Source organism: Pedobacter sp. 05L430, from assembly GCF_056397585.1.
This window is the reverse complement of sequence record NZ_JBFTNT010000022.1, coordinates 14,003-35,641: the sequence shown is the minus strand read 5'-3', so window position 1 is coordinate 35,641 and position 21,639 is coordinate 14,003. Positions and strand designations below refer to the sequence as shown.

General features: G+C 38.1%; 12 protein-coding genes and 1 tRNA gene. 4 read left to right on the top strand and 9 right to left on the bottom strand.

The window, feature by feature from the left end; genetic code table 11:
- The 4 genes from AC1DG9_RS06625 to AC1DG9_RS06610 all read right to left on the bottom strand — a co-directional run.
- On the bottom strand, positions 1-2,383 hold a 2,383-nt coding region (locus tag AC1DG9_RS06625), incomplete at its 3' end, for a ligand-binding sensor domain-containing protein (RefSeq protein WP_477634433.1).
- 344 nt (positions 2,384-2,727) lie between these two features.
- On the bottom strand, positions 2,728-3,831 hold the full coding sequence (locus tag AC1DG9_RS06620; RefSeq protein WP_477634432.1) for an endo-1,4-beta-xylanase: 1,104 nt from the start codon (positions 3,829-3,831) through the stop codon (positions 2,728-2,730).
- A 151-nt stretch (positions 3,832-3,982) separates the two neighbouring features.
- Positions 3,983-5,662 carry a glycoside hydrolase family 43 protein gene (locus AC1DG9_RS06615; RefSeq protein ID WP_337717635.1) on the bottom strand — a complete coding sequence of 560 codons (1,680 nt, stop codon included), beginning with the start codon at positions 5,660-5,662 and terminating at the stop codon, positions 3,983-3,985.
- Between the two features lie 671 nt (positions 5,663-6,333).
- Positions 6,334-6,407 (bottom strand) — tRNA-Ala (locus tag AC1DG9_RS06610).
- A gap of 218 nt (positions 6,408-6,625) precedes the next feature.
- Here AC1DG9_RS06610 and AC1DG9_RS06605 point away from each other — a divergent pair.
- From AC1DG9_RS06605 to AC1DG9_RS06595, 3 genes are read left to right on the top strand one after another with little or no spacing between them, the layout of a single operon-like run.
- A complete protein-coding gene (locus AC1DG9_RS06605) occupies positions 6,626-7,333 on the top strand; it encodes a DUF2490 domain-containing protein (RefSeq protein WP_172659069.1) in 708 nt (235 codons plus the stop codon).
- A gap of 44 nt (positions 7,334-7,377) precedes the next feature.
- Positions 7,378-8,118, top strand: coding sequence for a head GIN domain-containing protein (locus AC1DG9_RS06600; protein WP_172659068.1), 741 nt, complete (start codon positions 7,378-7,380; stop codon positions 8,116-8,118).
- Positions 8,118-9,215, top strand: coding sequence for a serine hydrolase domain-containing protein (locus AC1DG9_RS06595; protein WP_172659067.1), 1,098 nt, complete (start codon positions 8,118-8,120; stop codon positions 9,213-9,215). Before AC1DG9_RS06600 ends, AC1DG9_RS06595 begins: the two co-directional genes overlap by 1 nt.
- 25 nt (positions 9,216-9,240) lie before the next feature.
- Here AC1DG9_RS06595 and AC1DG9_RS06590 read toward each other — a convergent pair whose 3' ends face one another.
- Positions 9,241-10,995: an ATP-binding protein gene (locus AC1DG9_RS06590; protein ID WP_337717489.1), complete on the bottom strand. Its 1,755-nt coding sequence runs from the start codon at positions 10,993-10,995 to the stop codon at positions 9,241-9,243.
- Between the two features lie 406 nt (positions 10,996-11,401).
- Here AC1DG9_RS06590 and AC1DG9_RS06585 point away from each other — a divergent pair, with 406 nt between their 5' ends.
- Entirely contained in the window at positions 11,402-12,592 is a 1,191-nt protein-coding gene (locus AC1DG9_RS06585) for an ROK family protein (protein WP_246269352.1), read from the top strand.
- A gap of 77 nt (positions 12,593-12,669) precedes the next feature.
- Here the strand turns inward: AC1DG9_RS06585 and AC1DG9_RS06580 are convergent, their stop codons facing one another.
- The 4 genes from AC1DG9_RS06580 to AC1DG9_RS06565 form a co-directional block, all read right to left on the bottom strand.
- The gene (locus tag AC1DG9_RS06580; protein WP_337717487.1) at positions 12,670-14,085 is read right to left on the bottom strand and encodes a glycoside hydrolase family 125 protein; all 1,416 of its coding nucleotides are present in this window, start codon (positions 14,083-14,085) and stop codon (positions 12,670-12,672) included.
- A gap of 3 nt (positions 14,086-14,088) precedes the next feature.
- Positions 14,089-16,350 carry a GH92 family glycosyl hydrolase gene (locus AC1DG9_RS06575; RefSeq protein ID WP_477634431.1) on the bottom strand — a complete coding sequence of 754 codons (2,262 nt, stop codon included), beginning with the start codon at positions 16,348-16,350 and terminating at the stop codon, positions 14,089-14,091.
- Positions 16,351-16,519: 169 nt separating this feature from the next.
- A complete protein-coding gene (locus AC1DG9_RS06570; protein ID WP_337717483.1) occupies positions 16,520-18,172 on the bottom strand; it encodes a RagB/SusD family nutrient uptake outer membrane protein in 1,653 nt (550 codons plus the stop codon).
- An 11-nt stretch (positions 18,173-18,183) separates the two neighbouring features.
- Complete coding sequence (locus tag AC1DG9_RS06565; RefSeq protein WP_337717481.1) at positions 18,184-21,243, bottom strand: SusC/RagA family TonB-linked outer membrane protein; 3,060 nt, start codon at positions 21,241-21,243, stop codon at positions 18,184-18,186.
- Between the last annotated feature and the right edge of the window lie 396 nt (positions 21,244-21,639).

Sequence of the window (21,639 nt, the reverse complement as noted above, 5' to 3'; positions counted from 1 at the left end):
GAATTCCCCTGTGCCTGATATAAAGAAGAGTGCCTACAGCCAAGCAGAAGTACAAAACATATGCATACACGGTGCGCCAGAATGGTGGCAGTACATGTATTTTTATTGCGGTTTCGCCAGCGTTCCAAAGCCCATCGTTATTACTGGCTTTTACATGAAAGACATATTCACCCGGATCAAGATTAGTATAAGAAGCAGATTTAGAAGTCCCCCCATCGACCCATTCATTGTCAAAACCCTCTAAGCGGTACAAATATCTGTTCTGCTCAGGCGCGGTGTAGTTTAAACTTACATAGCTAAGGGTAAAATTTTGCTTATAATCCAGATAAATATCCTTTACAACTGAAATATGCTCCCTAATCGGACCATCTGCTGAGGCTACAACTGAGGCATTGGCTACTTTCAGATCCGTAAAAAGGACTGACGGCACGTTTTTATTTTTCTTAAAATACTGGGGGTTAAAATAATTAAAGCCATCGGCACCTCCAAAATAAATATCCCCGTCAGAAGAAATGAAGCCTGCTCCCAATACAAAATTATTGTTCTGTACACCATTGTAAATGGTGTAGTTGGTGAATTTATTCGTTTTACGGTCAAAGCTGCTAATTCCTTTATTTGTGCTGACCCATATTCGTCCCTGCTTATCCTCCACTATTGCATAAACAGTTGCATTGTTCAATCCATCCTTTTCAGAGAAAGTGATAAATTGATTCTTACTACGATCAAATAAGCTCAGGCCACCGCTAAAAGTTCCAACCCAGATATTCCCCAGGCGATCTTTCATTACAGACAAAGTAAGGTCATTGGGAAGCTTACTATTTGCCTTATTATGAACAACAAATTTGTTGCTGTCAGGATTATATACGGCAATTCCAGAGCCATAAGAGCCAATCCAGATCTGGCCACTGTTATCTTCTTCAATAAACCTGATAAAGTTATTTCCGGGATAATCGTGCTCATTTATGGCTCTCGGATTATTACAATATTTCACCAGCACTTCGTGGTCGGCACCTATCACATTAACCCCCCCGCCGTTCGTGCCCACCCAGATTTTGCCTTTCTGATCTTCCTTAACACAAAATATATCATTTGAATTCAGTGCATCCGGACGATCATGATGGGTAATCTGCTGAAATTTTCCGGTTTTTAAATCCATGATCACCAGGCCACTTGCATAGGTTGCGAGATACAATTGCTTAGACCTGGTTATTTCCATGTTCATGATCGAAATATTGCTTAGGGTAGCCCCGTTTAACAAAGGAAAATTAAACCTTCTAAATAGTTCGGTTTTTCGATTGAACAAATTAAGTCCCCCACCATCTGTTCCAACAAAAATCTCGTCATTGTTATATTCAGCAAATGAAGTAACGATAGAAGCATTTAATCCCTTCAAATTGAAAATATTACTTTGTTTTAATTGAAAAAGATTAAGATTGGTATCGTATTTATTGACCCCTCCCCGGTATGGTCCCAGCCAGTAAATACCTTGATTGTCTATATAAATGCAATTTATTGACCTCCCGGTAAGGCTGTATATATCCCTGGAATCTGCATTGTACCTTTTAAAAATCCCAGTTTTGATATCGAGAATACTTAAACCATCATCCGTCCCAACCCAAAGCTGACCAGTACTGTTCGCCGCTAGACTCATCACAATATTATTGCTTAATGTATTTACATCCTTGCTGTTATGTCTGAAGTTTTTAAATCCTTTTCCGTCTGGTTGTAGACGGCTGAGGCCATTTTTTGTGGCAAACCATAAATTTCCGGTGGGATCTTCTGTAATCGACGACACATAGTTGTCACTTAGACTTGAAGAATCCGAAGTGTCGTTTTTAAAATATTTAAATGAGTTACTTTGTCTTTCGTATAAATAAAGTCCATTGTCAGATCCGATCCACATTCTGTGTTTACTGTCTTCATAAAGACAGTTGAGCACGATAGAAGGAACTGGTTGCCGGAGGCGGGGGTTGATCGCTAACTTCGTAACTTTTTTAGTCTTTGGATCAAGAACATCTAAACCACCATAACTAGCGACCCATACTTTCCCCTTATAATCGCTATAAATTGCACGTACATTGTCGTGACTCAGGCCTTCAGGTGTATTTGCTGGAAAAGTGATAAAGGAATTTTTCTTCCTGTCATATAAACTCAGGGAACCTCCGGAACTTCCGATCCATAGGTTTCCTGATTTGTCTTCATGCAATGCCCGGACATCATTTGCTTGTATTCCAGAGGAATCATCAGACTTATATTTGTAAACAATGAAGTTGGTCCCATCAAATTTATTCAATCCGTCCTCGGTCGCAAACCACATCAATCCGTATCGGTCTTTTAAAATTGCATTGACCATATTGGATGAGAGTCCATCTTTTGTTTTCAATGCAGTAAAGTTCACTTTTTGCCGTTGTGCATATCCTGCTGAGAATGTCAAAAGCAAAAAGAAGAAACAAAAACAAAATTTCTTAAAAATAGCCTGGTTCAACATGGTCTTTGGTTACCTAAATTTATTTAAATAAGTATACCAGACAGCATAAATTTGGATCCGCTCCAAATTAAATAACTGTTAAGCGCTATAATTCCGATTGATATTTATCCTTCAGCGGAAATGGTTACAAGTGGTATATTTGGTTTCGTTAACGAAAGTAACAACAATATAGACATCCAATGGCAACAAATGTCTTTTTTTTGGCTACAAAAGTTTAAAATAGTGCGCTGGAAATTGAATCATTTAAAGTTTATAACTTCAGCGTAGGCTTTTTTTCGTTGAAGTTTCTGATCAAATAATAAGGGATAGTTCTTCCTACCCTGTACCGGATAATAGTCAAGCCAACTGTACCGGTCTGAAACATTCMAGAACGTCACACTGGTAATGTGCTTCTTGTATTCCCTAAAGATTCGGAAAATTTTGGCGTACTGATCAGCTTGTTTTTGTTCCAGCTCTGGGGTCAAATACTCAGTTTCTCCCTCCCTTTTTTGTCTTTTATGTTTTTCCCATGGATAAATTGACATGTCGAGTTCTGTAAAATGGATTTGTAAACCTAAAGATGAATACAATTCAATTGCCTCACGCAATTCTTTTTCAGATGGCTCAAAAATTGACCAGTGGGCTTGCAACCCTACCCCATGAATAGGAACTTTTTGCGCAATCAGCTTTTTGAGCAGCCGATAAATTTTATCGCGTTTAACCGGTCGCTCTGTATTGTAGTCATTGTAAAAAAGTAAAGCATCCGGATCAGCAGCATGAGCATATTCAAATGCCTTTGTTATATATTCTTCACCACATATCTTATACCACAGGGAATTTCTGATAAACTCGTCATCAGCATCGCCTATTGCTTCATTGACAACATCCCATGCGTAAATCTTTCCCTTATATCTTTTCACCACTGTAGTGATGTGCTCTTTAAGGCGCTTAAGGAGCACATCCTTTGTAACAAGATGACCCTCTTTGTCCTTAAACATCCAATCGGCAACTTGCTCATGCCAGCATAAATTATGTCCGCGAATCTTTAGCCCGTGATTTTGAGCAAAGTTGACTATGGAATCTGCATCACGCCAGAAATAAAAATCCTCATGAGGATGTATGGCTTCCATTTTCATCGCATTCTCTGGGGTGATGCTGTTAAATTCTTGTAAAAGAAGTTTCGCTTCATCGCCCGATAGAGTTTTGCGGCTCACAGCAACACCGATAGGAAAGTAATCTTTGTAGTAATCCCTAAGTCCTTTAATAGTCAAAGGCTTTTGACCAAATGTCCCGCAACTTATCGAGACTCCCAGAATAAGGAGGACCAATGCCAGTGTCTCTGTCTTTAATTTATATATTTTCATGTGATTTAAAATAGGTGCCAATGGCTATTGAGGTCTCTCTGCGAGTTTTTGTAGTCTACCAGAAAACGGCTAATCATTTTCTGTCGATGGATGCTTAAATAAAGCCATAGTTGTTTTTATAAATCCATATTTAAGGTTCCTAATCAATTAGCTACTTTTTAAAGGTACTGTCATTCCCGCTATAGTCAAACCACTTATAGATGGCCTTATTGTCGGTGATTTGCCCATCAGCTGTAGCATACATACCATATAATACACCAACAAAGCCCTTTGCAACGGCCGTACTTAAATACTTACCGTCAATTTTATCGGCTAAGGGTTTCCATTCATTTTCTTTCAAAGCATACCAAAACGAGTAAACATCGCGTTCGGAATTCACTTTAAAATATGCAGTCTTTTGAAAAGACGGTAGGGCAACCTGCTTTAACAAATCCATTTTATCAGTGGTGGGATTACCTTTGAACAATTGAATTACATCTTTACCATTATCGTGGGATTTGCACATAAAGTAGAAGTGGTTTTCATTTTGAAAAATCACTATTCCAGCTTTTTCATTGGCCAGTTTAGTGGAAAAATTCATTTCGGTTGAGGCCGAACTTGACAAGTGTTGCTGTCTTCTTCCAATAAAAGCAGGATTTCCTTTTTCTAAAATTGTCTGAGGAAGCAGCTTAATCGTAAGTGCATTTTTATTTTCTTTAAAATTATACCATGAGGGATTGTGTGTTCGTAAAAATAAAAACTCGGTATTAAGGGTATCTTTAAATGGAACTCTAAAGTTAAAGTTTCCGGTAACCGGCAATTGATTGTTTTGCTTATCTTCTTTCCAGTTCACTTTATATTCATATTGCACTTCTTCATGGTCTGGATTTATAATTGGCCAATCGGCTATCCATTTTACAGGGGCTATAAACGTTTCCCGGCCAGTATTATAAAAGTCTCCTTCATAGGGACGCACGCCTAAAAAAACAGCGTAGGTATTCCCATCTGGTCCTTCTACCAAATCTGCATGACCAACTGATGATATAGGATTTTTCCGCTTAGGATCCAGATGCCTTTGAGTCAAAATAGGATTCTTTTCATAGGGTATGAAAGGACCCCGGACATCTTTACTCCTGAAAATTACCTCTGAATGGTTCACACTGGTTCCGCCTTCCGCAGCCATTAAATAATAGTATCCGTTTCTTTTGTAGATGTGGGGGGCTTCGATCCAAACTGGTTTTTTACTGATGTCAACGCCACCATTTACCAAGATTCTTTCACTTCCCAGGGGTTTCAAAGTAGCAAGATCCAGTTCGTAGATCTTCACCGTTCTGTGCCCGCTGTACAATGACTTATATTCAGGGGGATCGCTGTTGTATATGATAAAGACCTTGTCATCTTCAAAATATAAAGAAGGGTCAATCCCCCTCACCTCTTTAAGGTAAATTGGGTCACTCCAGGGCCCCGCTGGGTTTTTAGCTGTGATTATAAAATTGCCTCCCTTATCAATATTGGTACAGGTAATATAAAAGATCCCTTTATAATAATTTATTGCTGGTGCAAACAAACCTCTGGAAACCTGCTGACCCATAAAATCCATTTGTGACGGCCGATCGATTGCGCTGGTAATTTGCTTCCAGCTTTTAAGATCCTTACTATGAAATACCGGAATCCCTGGAAAATAAACAAAAGTCGAGGTGACCATATAATAATCCGTTCCGACTTTACATATTGCCGGATCTGGATAAAATCCTGGAAGAATTGGATTTTCTAAAGTCATTTGTGCCCTGGCATCCGAAAACAATGTTATCAGTACGATTAAATAAGAGAGGATAATGTATTTTTTTTGCATATATGATAAATTAATAAGCCAAAACTAGCTCAATAAAAAAAAGAACGTGGCCTCATTTGTTGAATTTAAGGCTATAAATGTTTGCATTGTGCTATGACATTTCTTCAATCTTTATGTTTTTCTCCCACCTGATCACGGGACACCACTCCAAGCAAATTAGACATTTTTCATAAAAGATTGTAGCAAAGGACTGCAACAAGTAATAAACCTCAAAAATCTGTTTTGTAAAAAAAGTTCAGTCACGAGATTATTGCCTTCCCTATTTATGACGTGCCCAGACTTTCCCATTGGTATAAAGGCAGGGTTTTAGGAGATGCTGCACATGGCATTTCTCAGCATATTGGGCAGTGAGCATCGTTAGCATTGGAAGACACGGTTGTAGTTGCCGGTTTGTTCAAACTACATAAAGACTACAGTACCGCGTTTCAGGCTTTTCAGTCAGAGCGCCAGCCCTGAGTAGAAAAAAAGTAATAAAAGTACCAGAAAAGTAGGTGATACAGCTTGACTGGATTTATGGTTGGACTTACTCACATAAAAAATCCTTAACATAGTTCGTCCTGCTATAGCTTGTCATTAGGTCTTATCCGTCTATAACTTTACAGTTGGTCTGATACGGGTTTCGCTTTAAATTAAAAAAGCCTCTCAGAATTAACTGAAAGGCTTTCTAAGGGTGGAGAATAGCGGAGTCGAACCGCTGACCTCTTGCCTGCCAGGCAAGCGCTCTAGCCAGCTGAGCTAATCCCCCTTGGCTAATAATAGTTCGAAAACTACCAGAGTGGGGCAAAAGTAATTAATTTTAGAAACCTTACAAATTAAATAACGAAATAGATGAATTAAAATCAGATAAGCAGAGTCTGGATATAGTTTTGAAAACTAAAAGAACAGCCTCTAATAGAATAAGCTTTTATAAATATTAAATTTTGTTCCTATTTTAGCAACACACACAAATAGAACAATATTTTTATGCGCCTTTCCTTATTTCTACTCGCTGCATTAAGCCTATTTTGCACCGCCGGTATTGCCCAAACCATACAACAAAACAGCGGTTGGTTATTCTTAATGAACACTACTAAAATAAATAATAAATGGGGTGCCCATCTTGATGTTCAACTAAGAACGGCTGACAACTGGGACCAGCTAAGAAATTTCATGTTCAGGCCCGGCTTAACCTACTATATTAATAATAAAAATGAAGTGACATTAGGTTATTTGTTAAATGAAACTCACACCCAGTTAATCGGCACCAATGATAACAAGTTGACTGAGCATAGGATATGGCAGCAATATATTTATAAACATAAAATCAGCAAAATTCTTACCAGTCACAGGTTTAGAACAGAGCAACGTTTTATAGAAAGAAACGGAACAGATGATCTTTTTTCACAACGCTTCAGGTATTTTTTAAGATTTATTGTGCCACTAAAAAAAGGTCAACAGGATTTTGAAAAAGGACCATTTGTAGCCTTACAAAATGAGGTGTTTCTAAACCTTCAAAATAAAGACGAACTAAACGGCCATGTATTTGATCAAAATCGTGCCTACGCCGCAGCGGGATATAGATTAAGTAAAAAGGTGGATATTGAAGCTGGCTATCTTAATCAAACTTCTAAGGGGCTAAACTCCTCTACAATGAACAACGTAATTCAACTAGCTCTTTACACAAGGTTTTAGACATTAATTCGTTTATTAGACATATAAAATTTAAAAAGATAAAGATGAAGAAGACATTTCTATTTGCCGCCTTATTTTGTACCATTGGGTCCAATGCAATTTCTAAAAATAATAATTCAGTCTTCCCTCCTTTTGCTAAGATAGATGCCTCTTCTTTTGACGAAAGAAATGTAAAAAACTTTACCGGTGTTGCCGCAGGTGGGCCTATTAATGTGGTGATTAAAATGGGCAGTACCGAAAGCTTAAAATTTGAGGGGGATGCAGAGGCAATTTCTACATTAATAAGTGAAGTTAAGGGCAACATCCTGGTAATTCGCCCAAAGAACAGCTGGACAAGCTGGGCAAAAAAATATGAAGGTAAAACAATTACTGCATATGTAACGGCAAAAGACATCACAAGTTTAACCATGAGCGGAAATGGAAGCATAATTGTATCAGGCGCATTAACCAGTGGAGAATTTACATCCACGTTAAGTGGTTCTGGCAGCATAAAAGCCAATATTGATGTAGATAAGCTAACGGGCGTCATCAGCGGTTCTGGCAACCTAAACATAAGCGGTAAAACAGATGCAGCACAAATTACCATCAGTGGATCAGGAAATTTAAATGGGAAAACCCTAGTAACCAATAGACTATCAACAAGGATTAGTGGATCAGGTACTGTTAGCATTAAAACGGATGGCACCATTAAAGCATTTATTAGTGGTTCTGGTAATGTTTATTACAGTGGAAATCCTACAATAGAAAAAACCGTGATTGGATCTGGCGGAGTAAGCGAACTGTAATGAAGCAAATCTTATCAGTTTTTATTCTTCTTTTTCTATTTTCCCCGTCAAGGGGGCAGGATTTAGCTCATTTTGCTGATAGTATAAGGGTTAAAAATGAAATACCCGAGCTAAGTTACGCTGCTTTTACGGCCGACAGCGTACTAGTGAAAAACGTATTGGGCTTTAGAAGATCTGATGTTCAAAATAATGAAACAAAAGCCAACACTGATGATTATTTTCATTTGGGGTCAAATACAAAAGCAATAACAGGTTTTATTGCGGGTTATCTGGTAGAAAACAAAAAGATTAGCTGGGCCACAAAGTTTTTCACTTTATTCCCGGAATGGAAAAAAGATGCTAACCCTGCATTTTATGAAATCACGTTGCTCGACTTATTATCGCACAGAGCGTTCATTAAACCCTATAACAGCGGGACAGAGTTTCAATCGTTACCCAAATTTACCGGCACCAAAGATGAGCAGCGTAAAATGTTTGTAAAATACCTGATCAATAATGACGCGCTGGAAAAAAATAATGAAACCTATAATTATTCTAATGCTGGCTACAGTGTTGCCACTGCCATGCTTGAAAAAGCTAGCGGAAAAACATGGGAACGGCTACTAGATGAAGTCCTTTCAAAAAAACTTCATTTAAACTATAAATTGGGATGGCCTAACAGAACTGATGTAAATCAGCCTTGGGGGCATTGGATTGAGAACAACAAGTTAACTCCCCTATCTCCTCATACAGATTACAATTTAAATCTTATTGAACCAGCTGGAGACATCAGTATGCCTATCAGCGATTATATTAAATTTGTTCAGCTAAACTTGTCGGGATTAAGGGGTAAGAATAATCTTTTAAAGTCAGAGACTTATAATTACCTGCATTATGGATTAAAGGATTATGCTATAGGATGGCTTAATGTAAATAAACCCGACAAGCATTCATCTGAACACGCGGGTTCTGCGGGTACATTTTACTGTTATACTTTGATTAACAAGGATAAAAATGTAGCTTATATCATTATGGCCAACTCTTCAACTGAGAATGCTTTAGATGGAATATTTAAGCTTCTGGAAAAACTGATAAAAACAGTTGAAAAAGTGAAATGAAGATAAAAGGGCAGAAATTAGACTATTATAAGGAATTAAAGTTTGCTATACGTTCCTGAACAATTTGCAACTTCACTTTTAATTCCTCGGGCTGAAATGGCTTGCTTAAGTAATCATCCATTTTGCACTCTTCTATTTTCTCTCTTACCTCATCGGAGGCTGAGGCTGTAAGTGCAATGATATGAACATTTGATTTAGTGGAATCAGCAATTTCTCTAATCATTTTAGTTGCATTATACCCATCCATCACAGGCATATTTAAATCCATTAGGATTACATCGAAATAGTTTTCATTAGCTAATCTAAATGCCTCTTCACCATTTTCAGCGATTACAATTTGAGCATTCCAGGTGGACAACAGCTTTTTCATGAACAAGATATTCATTGCATTATCCTCGGCGAGAAGGATTTTTAGCTGATCAATATTTACCTCTTTTTGCTTAATTTCTTTAACTGTAGTAGTAGTTAGCTCCGTTGTTGCATATTTAATATCAAAATAAAAGCGGGTTCCTTTACCCACCTCACTATCTATCATTATTTTACTACCCATTTGCTCTAACAAATGCTTTACAATGGAAAGGCCTAATCCTGTACCTCCAAAATTTCTGGTAATACTTTTTGATGCCTGTAAGAAAGGTTCGAAAATTATTTTTTGCTTTTCAGGACTGATGCCCATACCTGTATCTTTAACTGAAAACCTAATAACAATACCATCCTGATTTTTCCTTCTTATTATGGCACGTACCTCCACCATCCCCTTTTGGGTAAACTTAATGGCATTACTTACTAGATTAAAGATAATCTGGACAAGCCTTGTTGGGTCCCCAATTACTTGTTGCTTTCCAATTTGGGTATCTATTTGAACATGATAATTTAATCTCTTTTCTCCAGCCTTTGCTCCGAACCCTGCGCAGGCATTTCGAATCAGAGTTGAGATATCAAAAGGAATCGATTCCAATTCTATTTTCCCTGAGTCTATTTTATTAAAATCTAAAATATTGTTTATCAACGACAGCAAACTCTCGGCAGAGAACTTAAGCACATCCAGATTTTCTTTTTGCTCTTTATTTGGTTTATCATTTAGTAAAACGTTTGACATTCCAATCACAGAATTCAGGGGCGTTCTTAGCTCATGTGACATCGTTGAAAGAAAATCTGTTTTAGACTTAACAGTAAGCTGTAGTTCTTCATTAAGTATCTTTTTCTCATTTAGTGTACCATAGAGGACGGTATAAAAGTAGTAGTGAGATGCTGCTATGGCAATGAAATTAATTCCTATTATGAGTATGGCAATGGTATGATTATCATATTGACTATTAAGAACCGTAAAGTCGCTTCCACGATTAATAAGTGCTAAACACATCGATACGGTAAATATTGAACAGTAAAGGATACCCCACCGGCGACCAAGTCCATAAAAGCTAAAGGTCATTGCCATAAAAATATGCTGCATTATTGGAATGCTTATTTTATGAAAAAATAAATGCCTCATGACATAGCTGGTAATTGCTATTAACGCAACGTGTATTAATATTTTTACAATATCTGGTCTGGAGAGTAATAGTTTAATTACCACAATTGAGACGAGAAATGAAATTGAATCGCCAATAAGTTTATCGTAGCTATGACTAATTAAATGATCGGTAACTGATAGTGCAAGTTTTGGGAAATTTAACAGAAAAACAATGAATAATACCGTTATTTTGGCTCTTTCAATAGGATCCGAGACGTTCAGCAACGTTCTTTTGAGGGACCAGTTAAATATAGATAAATCGTTCACTATTAGGCGCTAATAAGATTCTAAAGATACCTATTTTAATGGAATAACCATATCACCCCGCCCGAGTAGAGTATCGGTGGTGAGTAGGAGGCCCGATGTAAGCCCGCAGCTCCGTTAAAAAAGGCTCGTCTTGTAAAGTGGATCATACAGTAAATTGAACTGGTTAGGCCCCCTAATTGGTGGATGCGATAAATATACTAACAATTATCCTTGGAGATAATAATTTTCATTATTTTAGACAACGCAAAGTGCTGGAACGATTGAGCTGTCCCAAATTGCACGATGCGTGTTCACTTATGAACAATAATAACCCAATAATAAATTAAACGGCTATCCTTAGTCTTATGCGCATTAATATTTTAACTGGCATACTCTTGGCTCTACCGGCCTCTGGAAAACATGTATCATGACTGCAACAATTAGAAAATACCACATCTTAAGAAAAGAAGTGATCAAACAGCTGTATTACAGCAAGATGCTCACCTTAACTGAACTAAGCTCTCTTAGTCATAAGAGCTTACCTCTAATTACCAGCGCAGTGAATGATTTGGTAAGAGATGGTTATGTTCTAGAACACGGCCTTGCCCCCTCAAGTGGTGGTCGCAGGCCCTTGACTTTTTCATTGAATCCGCAAAAACAAATGTATATCATCGCTGTGGCTATGGATCAGCTGGTAACACGCATGGTTATTTATGATTTGCTAAACAAACCTCAAAATATAACTTATACACTCCCACTCAACTTGGTGGAAGATACTGATGCATTAACCAAATTAGTCCAGTTCATCAAATCAAACATAGCACTTTCTGGAATTCCTTCAGAACAGCTCCTTGGAGTTGGGATTGGAATGCCTGGGTTTGTGAATGCAGAACAGGGAGTTAATCATACTTTTCTTAAATCCACAGACGAAAAAAGCTTAAAGGATTATCTAAAGAAATCAATTGGTTTACCGGTATTTATTGAAAATGACTCTAGCTTGATTGCCTTCGCGGAATTGAAATTTGGGATTGGGAAAGGCTACGATGACATTATGGTTATAAATATTGGCTGGGGAATAGGCCTTGGAATGATCATTAATGGAAATCTTTTTAAAGGACACAATGGTTATGCGGGTGAATTTAGCCACATACCTTTATCTCAAAGTAACAAATTATGCTCATGCGGCAAAAGAGGCTGTTTAGAGGTAGATACCTCTTTATTGGTTCTGGTTGAAAGGGCACGATCTGAAATGGCAAATGGTATAAGTTCCAGTATGGAAAATTTATTTAAAGATGAATCGAGGTTACAAGGAGATCATTTTCTGGATGCGGCAAGAGCGGGTGATCCTTTAGCACTCTCTATACTTTCTGATGCTGCTTTTTTAATAGGAAAGGGGATTGCTACACTTATTCACATTATGAATCCGGAACTTATAGTTTTAAGTGGTCGGGGTGCGGCAGCTGGTAAATTTTTAATGGCTCCAATACAACAAGCTATAAATGAATTCTGCATCCCCAGATTAGCTGACCATACAGAAATAAAAGTTTCGAATCTTGCATCACAATCTGAACTTTTAGGTGCCGCAACTCTTGTAGTGGAAAATTGCGATTTCGCCTAATCAAAACTACTGCTTTAGGTATAATTGAAAAGGGAGTTGTTTAAGAAAAAACAACTCCCTTTTACTTAGACCATTATTTACACCAAAAGGTGAGGTTTTTCTTTGTAAATTTTCCAAAGCAGCTCGCCAAAAATTGTGTTCGACCATGCAAACCAAGATCTGGTAAAATCTTTAGCATCGTTTTTATTAAAAGATTCGTGCATAAATCCCGTACCACCATGACCGCTTTGCAATGTTTGCAAACATTGCTTAATTTCTGCATCATTGTTGCTCGTTAATCCTCTCATTACAACACTGATTGGCCAGATCTTATCTAATCCCGTATGTGGGCTTCCAATTCCTTTTCCGGCCTTACCCTCAAAATAGAAAGGGTTTTCTAATGAAAGAATTAGTTTGCGTGTATTGATGTATACGGGATCATTAGGTTTTACCGCACCTAAATAAGGAAGTGCCAGTAAACTAGGTACGTTAGCATCGTCCATAATATTGAAACTGCCATATCCATTTACCTCAAATGCATATACCTTACCAAATTCAGGGTGTGTTACAATCGCATATTTCTGCAATGCATTTTCAACTTCAGTTGCCAAGGCAATACATTCATTTGCCAGAGCAGTATCTTTATTTACTGCCTTCAATATTTCTGCTGCTTGTTTTAAACTGATAACCGCAAAGAAATTAGAAGGAACAAGGAAGTTATATATAGTTGCATCGTCACTAGGACGGAAAGAAGAACAGATTAACCCAACTGGTTTTACTGGATATCCGTAACCACTTAATGGTACGCCGTCAGTAGCCCAGGATGTTTTGCGTTGAAAATGATATGGTCCCAGACCGTCTTTTCTTTGCTGTTCTTTAAAAGTCTTCACAATTAAAGCAATTGCATCTCTCCAGGCTGTATCAAACGGTGCTGTATCTTTAGTTAACGTCCAATATTGATAACTTAAACGGATTGGGTAACATAATGAATCAATTTCCCATTTGCGCTCATGAATACCCGGTTTCATGTCGGTAATATCGGTTTTCCACTCCCCTTCTTTCGTTTCATCGCCATAAAATGCATTTGCATAGGGATCTTTATGAATACATTTTACCTGATGGTTAATTACACCCGCAATCATATCGTGCAGTTTTTTATCATCCTTTACAAGCGATAAGTAAGGTGTTACCTGAGCTGTACTATCGCGCAGCCACATAGCATCAATATCACCAGTGATAACATAAGTATCAGGCTTACCATTTTGTTCTGTATAAGTTACCGTAGTATCTAAAGTATTAGGAAAGCAGTTTTCAAATAACCATCCTAATTCCTTGTTTTTGACATTCTTTTTGAATTCAGCTATTGCACTTTCTACAGCTTTACTTTGAAAGTGTCTTTTTGATTCAGGTACTCTGACAACAGGAAAATCTGGTGCTGCAGCAAATGATACTTTGTCTACCATAAGTCCGGCTGCCAATAACCCGGTGTTTTGTAAAAAGATTCTTCGTTTCATGTTTTATTTTGATAAAGAAAAAGGCTTATCATCACCAGAAAGGCCTCTTTGCAGATTTGGTTTATTACTCATTTCAAATTTCAATATACCCCCATTGGTAATGTCACTATGTGTGATATAGTTTTTGGTATATATTTTTCCATTCAGCGCGGCTGCACTAATGTAAAAGTTTTCTTTGTTATTGTTGTTTCCCTCTATGATAAATTTCTTGCCATTTTCCAGACTAATTGTAATTTTTTTGAACATTGGACTGCCAATAACATATTGATCTGTACCCGGACAAACGCTATAAAAACCGATTGCACTTAATACATACCATGAAGAAGTTTGGCCCTGATCTTCATCGCCAGGATATCCATTTTCTGTAGAATTATAAAGTTTATACATTACATCTCGTGCATGGAATTGTGCTTTCCATGGTTCACCTGCATAATTATATAGGTAAATCATATGCTGTATTGGCTGATTACCATGTGCATACTGGCCCAGATTGGCCATCACCATCTCTGTCATTTCGTGGATTAAGCCACCATAAGTACCTACCTTAACTTTATTGGGTTCAGTAAATACAGAATCCAATTTAGCAGTGAAATTCTGTTCGCCTTTCATCAGATTGATTAGCCCTTGAACGTCTTGAAATACCGACCACTGATAGTGCCATGCGTTGCCTTCTGTAAACGGACCACCCCATTCGATGGGGTCAAAATTAGGCACCCATTTGCCATCCTTTTGTTTACCGCGCATAAAGCGGGTACCTGGATCGTAAACATTTTTATAGTTATACATCTGTCTGCTAAATACATCAGCATAGAAATCGTTATTGGTCATTTTTGCCAGATTATAGCCACAAAAATCATCGTAAGCATATTCCAGCGTTTTTGCTGTGGCCTCTCTGTATTCGGGATATGGGACGTAACCCAGTTCGTAATATTCCTTCCAACCATGGCGGCCATTGGCGGGGCCCCATGGACCTTTATTGGTTGCCTCATGAAGATATGCTTTTAGCGCTTGTTCCGGATTAAATGTTCTGATCCCTTTTGCCCAGGCATCAGCCAATAAAGAAATGGCGTGATTACCAATCATACTTCCCCCCTCTCCAGGGAATGACCAGGATGGAAGCCATCCGCATTGCTCCTGCGCATCCAACATTGCCTGCATATAACGGCCATGCATTGTAGGCTGCATAATAGTATTTAGTGGAAACTGGGCACGGAAGGTATCCCAGAAACCAGTGTCAGTAAACATGTATCCCTGGTGCACTTTACCGTCATACGGACTAAAATAATAAGGTTTACCATCTTTATCATATTCAAAGAATTGTCTTGAAAACAAGCTTGCTCTGAAATAGCAAGAATAGAATGTAGCTTTATCCTCTTCCGATCCGCCTTCTACAAGGATTTTACCCAAATGGTCATTCCATATTTTTGCGCCCGCAGCTTTTGTTTGATCCAGGGTTTTARACTTCCCTAACTCTCTTTTTAAAGTTAAGCTTGCCTGATCTTCACTGATGTAGGATGACGCCGTTTTCGCTTGTACCATTTCGCCAGGTTTAAACTCGATGTAAGCACCCTTCCCTTTACCCTGTGCTGTTAATGTACCTTCTGATATTGCATTATTAGTGTTATCCCAGGTACCATACTTTACAAACGGTTTATCAAAAATGATTTCGAAATAGCTATTCAGGCTGTCTCTTATACGGCCGTTATGAACATACCCTGTGATCTTTTTTTCTTTAGGATAGATCTTTACCTCACTTAAACCGGTGTATCCGTCCAAAACAAGGTAACTTTTACCATTCTTAGGAAAAGTAAAACGCAGGTGCGCTCCCCTTTCTGTTGGGGCAATTTCAGTTACAACATCATTATCGAGTTTTACCTTGTAGTAATTAGGTTTAGCAATTTCATTCTTGTGGTCAAAACCAGTCTGGCGATCATTTTCATTTACAACTAGCTTTCCTGTAACCGGCATTAAAGAAAATACGCAATAATCATTTGTCCATGAACTGCATTGATGGGCTTGTTGAAAACCGCGAATGGTTTTCTTAAAATATTGGTATTTCCAGCCGTCYCCATTGTTACCCGTTTGTGGGGTCCATGTATGCATGCCAAAAGGTAGTGCTGTTGTAGGGTATGTATTACCCCTTGTAAGTTCATGTTTAGAATTGGTACCCTGCAGGGTGTTTACGTATTGCACCAGATCTGGCTGTTGCGCAAATGCAACATTGAGCAGCAATACAAATGCGATTAAAATAGTTTTTAGTTTCATGTTTGTGTGGTTCTCCCTTATTACCTATCTAAGGGGGTTTTATATTTGGTTTAAAACGATTTAGTATCCCAATAATATGAAAATAAAATAACTTTTAAAAACAGAACGGGTGATTGTTGTTAACAATCACCCGTTCTTGATACTTAGGAAAATCCTAAGGAATTATTATTTAATTATAACCTGGGTTTTGAGTAAGCTTAGTATTTAAATTACGCTGCTGCTGTGGAATTGGATACAAAGCCTTGTTTGCATTACTAGGTGTATGATCCCACCATGAACCTGAAGCAAATTTACCAAAGCGGATTAAGTCATCTCTTCTGAAACCTTCAAAAATGAACTCACGTCCGCGTTCAGCTAATAACTCATCCATTGTAAGTGTTGAAGTCGTGTATGCATTAGCAGCCCAGTCAGCCTCAGTGAATGCACGTTTTTTACAATCGTTGACTAATTGTACAGCTTCCCCTGTTGCAACGCCTCCGTTTTTACGCATAATCGCTTCTGCTTTTGCAAAATAAATCCAGGTTAAGCGGTAGATGTTCCAGTCGGTATTATTATAGTTAGGATCAATTTCAGGTTTTCCGCCTGGTCCAGGAAATTGATTGCCTAATTTATATTTATTAAAACGAACACCGCTGTTCTCTTCACCTTCACTCATATTAGAGACTTTAGAGCCAGTTTTGTTTTTCTGGATATTATCCACAAATTCTAATTGCAGATCTTTGTATTCTTCAGAAGCCAAAACAGGTGTTTTTCCATCCGAAAACTTAACCATTTTACCAATTAACAACCAATCAGATTTACGTTTGTCAGCGTCTTTGTAGGTGGTGTATACGCCAGGAATTACAACAATACCATCGTTACCATTACGGCCACCGCCATAGATTTCCTGTTGTTTAAAGTGATAGAATTCCGATGGAAAGCCCGTAGCAAAATTGGCAATTTTATAATCGTAAGCAATTGAGAAGATCACTTCTTTAGACAGATCATTAGTGCTTTTAAACTGGTCTGAAATGTTTGGATCTAAAGCCATAGTTCCATTTTGTCCTCCCGCTTCTCCTGAGATTATTTTATCAGTTGCTGCGATACAATCATCCCATCTAGGAGTGCCTATCCATGCCTCTGCATTCAAATAAAGCTCCGCCAACATTGCATAACCAGCTGCCTGATTCATACGACCGAGGGTAGCTCTTGATGCCTTAGGTGCTTTCTCTATATTTGCTTTAATCTCACCTTCAATAAATGCAAATACTTCTGCTCTGTTTGTAGTATTTGGAAGATCTGCAGATGCACCCTCTGGAATAACTGTCGAGATCGGGATGTTACCAAATAAGTCCATTAGTTTTAAATAGTGGAATGCGCGAAGCAATTTCAATTCAGCAATATAAGCATCTTTCTCTGCTTGTGTGATACCCATTTTTGCAATATCACGATTCTCGATATTTGTAATAGCGCTATTGCAAAGACCCATACCCCAATACATCAATACCCATGCATTGTCAATTCCACCTTCATCAACTGTCCAGGTATGGTAATGCAATCTTTTCCATTTGCCTCCATCTTCACCATGGCGACCTTTAGTTGGCCATGCCAGCTGATCTCCGGATAGCTCTGCAAGTCTCCACCAGCCGTCTTGTCCGGAAGGGGTAGCCCATGCGTTGGCATGAGTATAAGGTCTTAAAACAGCGGATATGACTTCAGTTTTATTGTTATAGAAATCATCCGCAGCAATTACGTTATATGCATTTTCATCAAGTTTGGTACAAGCGTTTGTTAAGCACAATGCGCCGACCAATGCAGTATATATAAGTGATTTACTTTTCATTTTTTTATTAATTAAAATCCAACATTTAGACCTACTAAGAAAGAACGTGTACTTGGATAAGGCCCCCTAGTGTCAATTCCTAAAAATCTACCGTTGTCCTCATTACCAATTCCTGTATCCAATACATAGTCAGGATCATTACCAGAATAACCGGTGATTGTAGCCAAGTTCTGGCCTGTAACGTATACCCTCAGGTTCCTTAAGCCTTTAGATTTCAACTTAAAGTTGTATCCTAAAGTGATCTCGTCAACTTTCACAAAGCTTCCGCTCTCTACATAGTAATCAGAATACATGTACGTATCGTTGATCTGGCTGTATTTGGTAAAGGCATCTTTTAAGATGTTTCCACTCCAGGCTGATTTATTACCATAGCTTAAAGCTGTTGTATTTAATATATCAAAGTCGAATTTCCCTCTAAGGAAGATACTTAAATCAAAGTTTTTGTATTTGAAATTGTTCGCCCATGAGGCATAGTACTTTGGTACCGCATTTCCAATTGGTGCAAGATCTGTTGCATTTAAATCATTTCTTGAATTGTTGATTTGATCATTTCTAACCTTTTCACCATTTCTATTATAAAATAACCACTTGCCATCTTCTGTAAAACCGGCGAACCTTTTTCCATAGAATACACCGATTTCTTTACCTTCAAAAGTTGTAAAAGCTTGTCCTAAGTCGCCTGCTCCCTGTATATCTCCTTTTTGGATAAACTTAACAACATATTGAGAGTTGGAGTAACTGTCCATTACGTTGTTGGTTGTACTTGCTGTTATATTTGTATTCCAAGAAAAATCTTCCGTAGTTATCGCTTTATAGCCTAATGCTAACTCAATTCCTTTCGATGAAAATGTCCCTACGTTAGTCCAAATTTCTCTGACTACGTATGGAGGCTGAGGAGATCTGTAAACGTCAAGGAGGTCTTTTGTTTTGCGATTAAATACATCCAATGATCCTGTCAATTTATTGTCGAACATGGTGAAATCAATACCAACATTTAACTCTCTTTTTGATTCCCATTTCAAGTCAGGATTATAGTTGGTGGTCGGCCCATAGGTTTCATAATAGCTACCATCTGGGAACAGATATTTGCCACCTTCGCCAAGCATAACTCTAGAAACATTGTTTTCTGTAGGAGCATTACCAGTCATACCATAACCAGCTCTCAATTTCAGATAATTGATAAACTTAACATCCTTCATGAAATTTTCCTGAGACATATTCCATCCAAGAGATACTGCTGGGAAATTACCCCATCTGTTATTTCTACCAAATTTCGAAGAACCCTCATGACGTAAAATAAATTGCGCCATATACTTGTCATTGAATACATAATTCACTCTTCCAAAAAAAGCAATCAATGTGTTGTCAGATTTTGAGCTGGACATACCTGCCTTTCCAACCCCCAGAGCTGCACCAGCACCTATATTATCTTCCCGAAATGCATCATTAATAAAGCCTCTGTTTTCAAGGCTAGATGCCTCCTGAATCTCATATCTATAGCTGTAACCACCGATTGCAGTTATTTTATGCTTATCAGCGAAAGTATTTTCATATTGAATTGTTGGCTCCAAGGCATATTTCTGCTCTAAAAAGTCACCTTTATAAGCATATCCGCCGCCTGGAAAATCTGTGTTTTCCATTGAATCTTCACTGGCTTTTAAACGGTATTGCCCATCCGTATAACTGTTGCGCTGCACCGATCCGAAAATTGAAGCTTTCAAACCCTTAACAATTTCCAGATCTGCCTTTGCATCGGCAGAGCTCGTTTGTTGTTTCCTGTACGAGGTTTGCTGGGCTAAACGCGCATACTCATTGGTACTGGTCAAGTCAAAACGGTAACTACCATCGTCATTAAAATTAGATAATGTCGGGTTTTTTGTAGACTCGCTTTCCCAACCGCCACCACCTAACATGTTTGCTTTGTTGATGTTGGTAGCTAAATTAAGCTGCACATTTAACTTGTCGTTTAGTCCCTTTTGATTTACATTTAAACGCAGTCCATATTCCTCGCGACCGTTTTCACGGGCAATCCCATCAAGATTCCTGTAATTTACACTGGCACGATAGCTGGTTTTATCCGAACCACCGGTTAATGCCAGGTTATGATTCTGAGAAAAATTGTTGTGATTGATCAAGTCATCAAAAAAATCAGTGCTATGGCCGAAATCTTGTTGTTTAAGTTCTCCAGAAGCAATTTTCTGTCTGTACTCATCAGCTGTTAAGAAATCTGGTCTGTTTTGGATATACTCTTTTCTAAAGTATGAAGAGTAATCAAATGTGGCAGGTCCTGATTTACCTTTTTTGGTGGTAATTAGAATTACACCCGCATTGGCACTGGTACCGTATATTGCAGCACCAGATCCGTCTTTTAAGATGTCTACCGAAGCAATATCATCTTGTTGCAATAGATCGGGATTACCACCAGGAATACCATCAATTACATATAAAGGTGTTCCGCTACCCGTAGAGGTTACTGCTCCCCTGAGCTGAACGCTTACACCAGAATTCGGATTAGATCCGCCCGGTCTGGAAATTTGAAGACCGGCTACTTTACCTTGGATAAGATCTAGTGGGTTTCTTGAACCACTTTGTCTGAAATCTTCTCTACCTACGTGAGCTACAGATGAAGTAACCTCTTTTTGCTTTAATGTTCCATAACCTACTCCTACTACAACAACATCATCAAGGTTCACACCTTCATCAAGCGCCATTTTAATAGTTAATGGCGCAGTACCATTTCCAGCAGCTTTACTTTGCGTTGCATAGCCTAAATAAGAGAAAGTAATTAATTCCGTCTCACTTTCGGCTTCGATGCTGAATTTACCGTTAGCATCAGTTACTGTAGCTTTATTTGATGCTGTTTTAACTCCAACACCGGGTATAGGTTGAGATTTTTCATCCAGGACTACCCCTGTTATGATTACTTTGCGCGCAACAGCCTGTCTATCTGGCTGAGATAAGGCCCGGCTTAAATTATTCGTTTCCAGATAACCCTCCGTTGCAGAGTAGCTTCGAAAACTCATGGAACAGAGTAGACATACCCCCGTACCAATTAGTAGTTTAATGTTCATGRGTTTTTAGTTTAAATTATAGTTAGTGTTATTAAATGTTTCAAGTTCATACTGTTGCAAAAGCAGATAAAACGTTTTATCAGCTATTTCCAGATATCAAAACCGTAGGCATAAAAAGTCTATGGTTCTACTTTGGAGTAGCCTAAAAAGAGAGAAAATTAGATTAGTTGAGAGAGGGTCTAAGATTATACCCTGAAGCGGTTATTGATAAAAAGAAAATATTTTTTTAACGGAACAACCTGAATGTTTTGTGAGAGAGCAGCGGCTAAGAATAATCGTTGGTTTTTCATGAATATTTGGTATACGTAGATTTCAGTAAAACGTTTTATCAACGCCAATATTAAAGAAAATTGTTCAAACCAGAATTTTTTTTTTGCTTTTTTTACAAACAATATT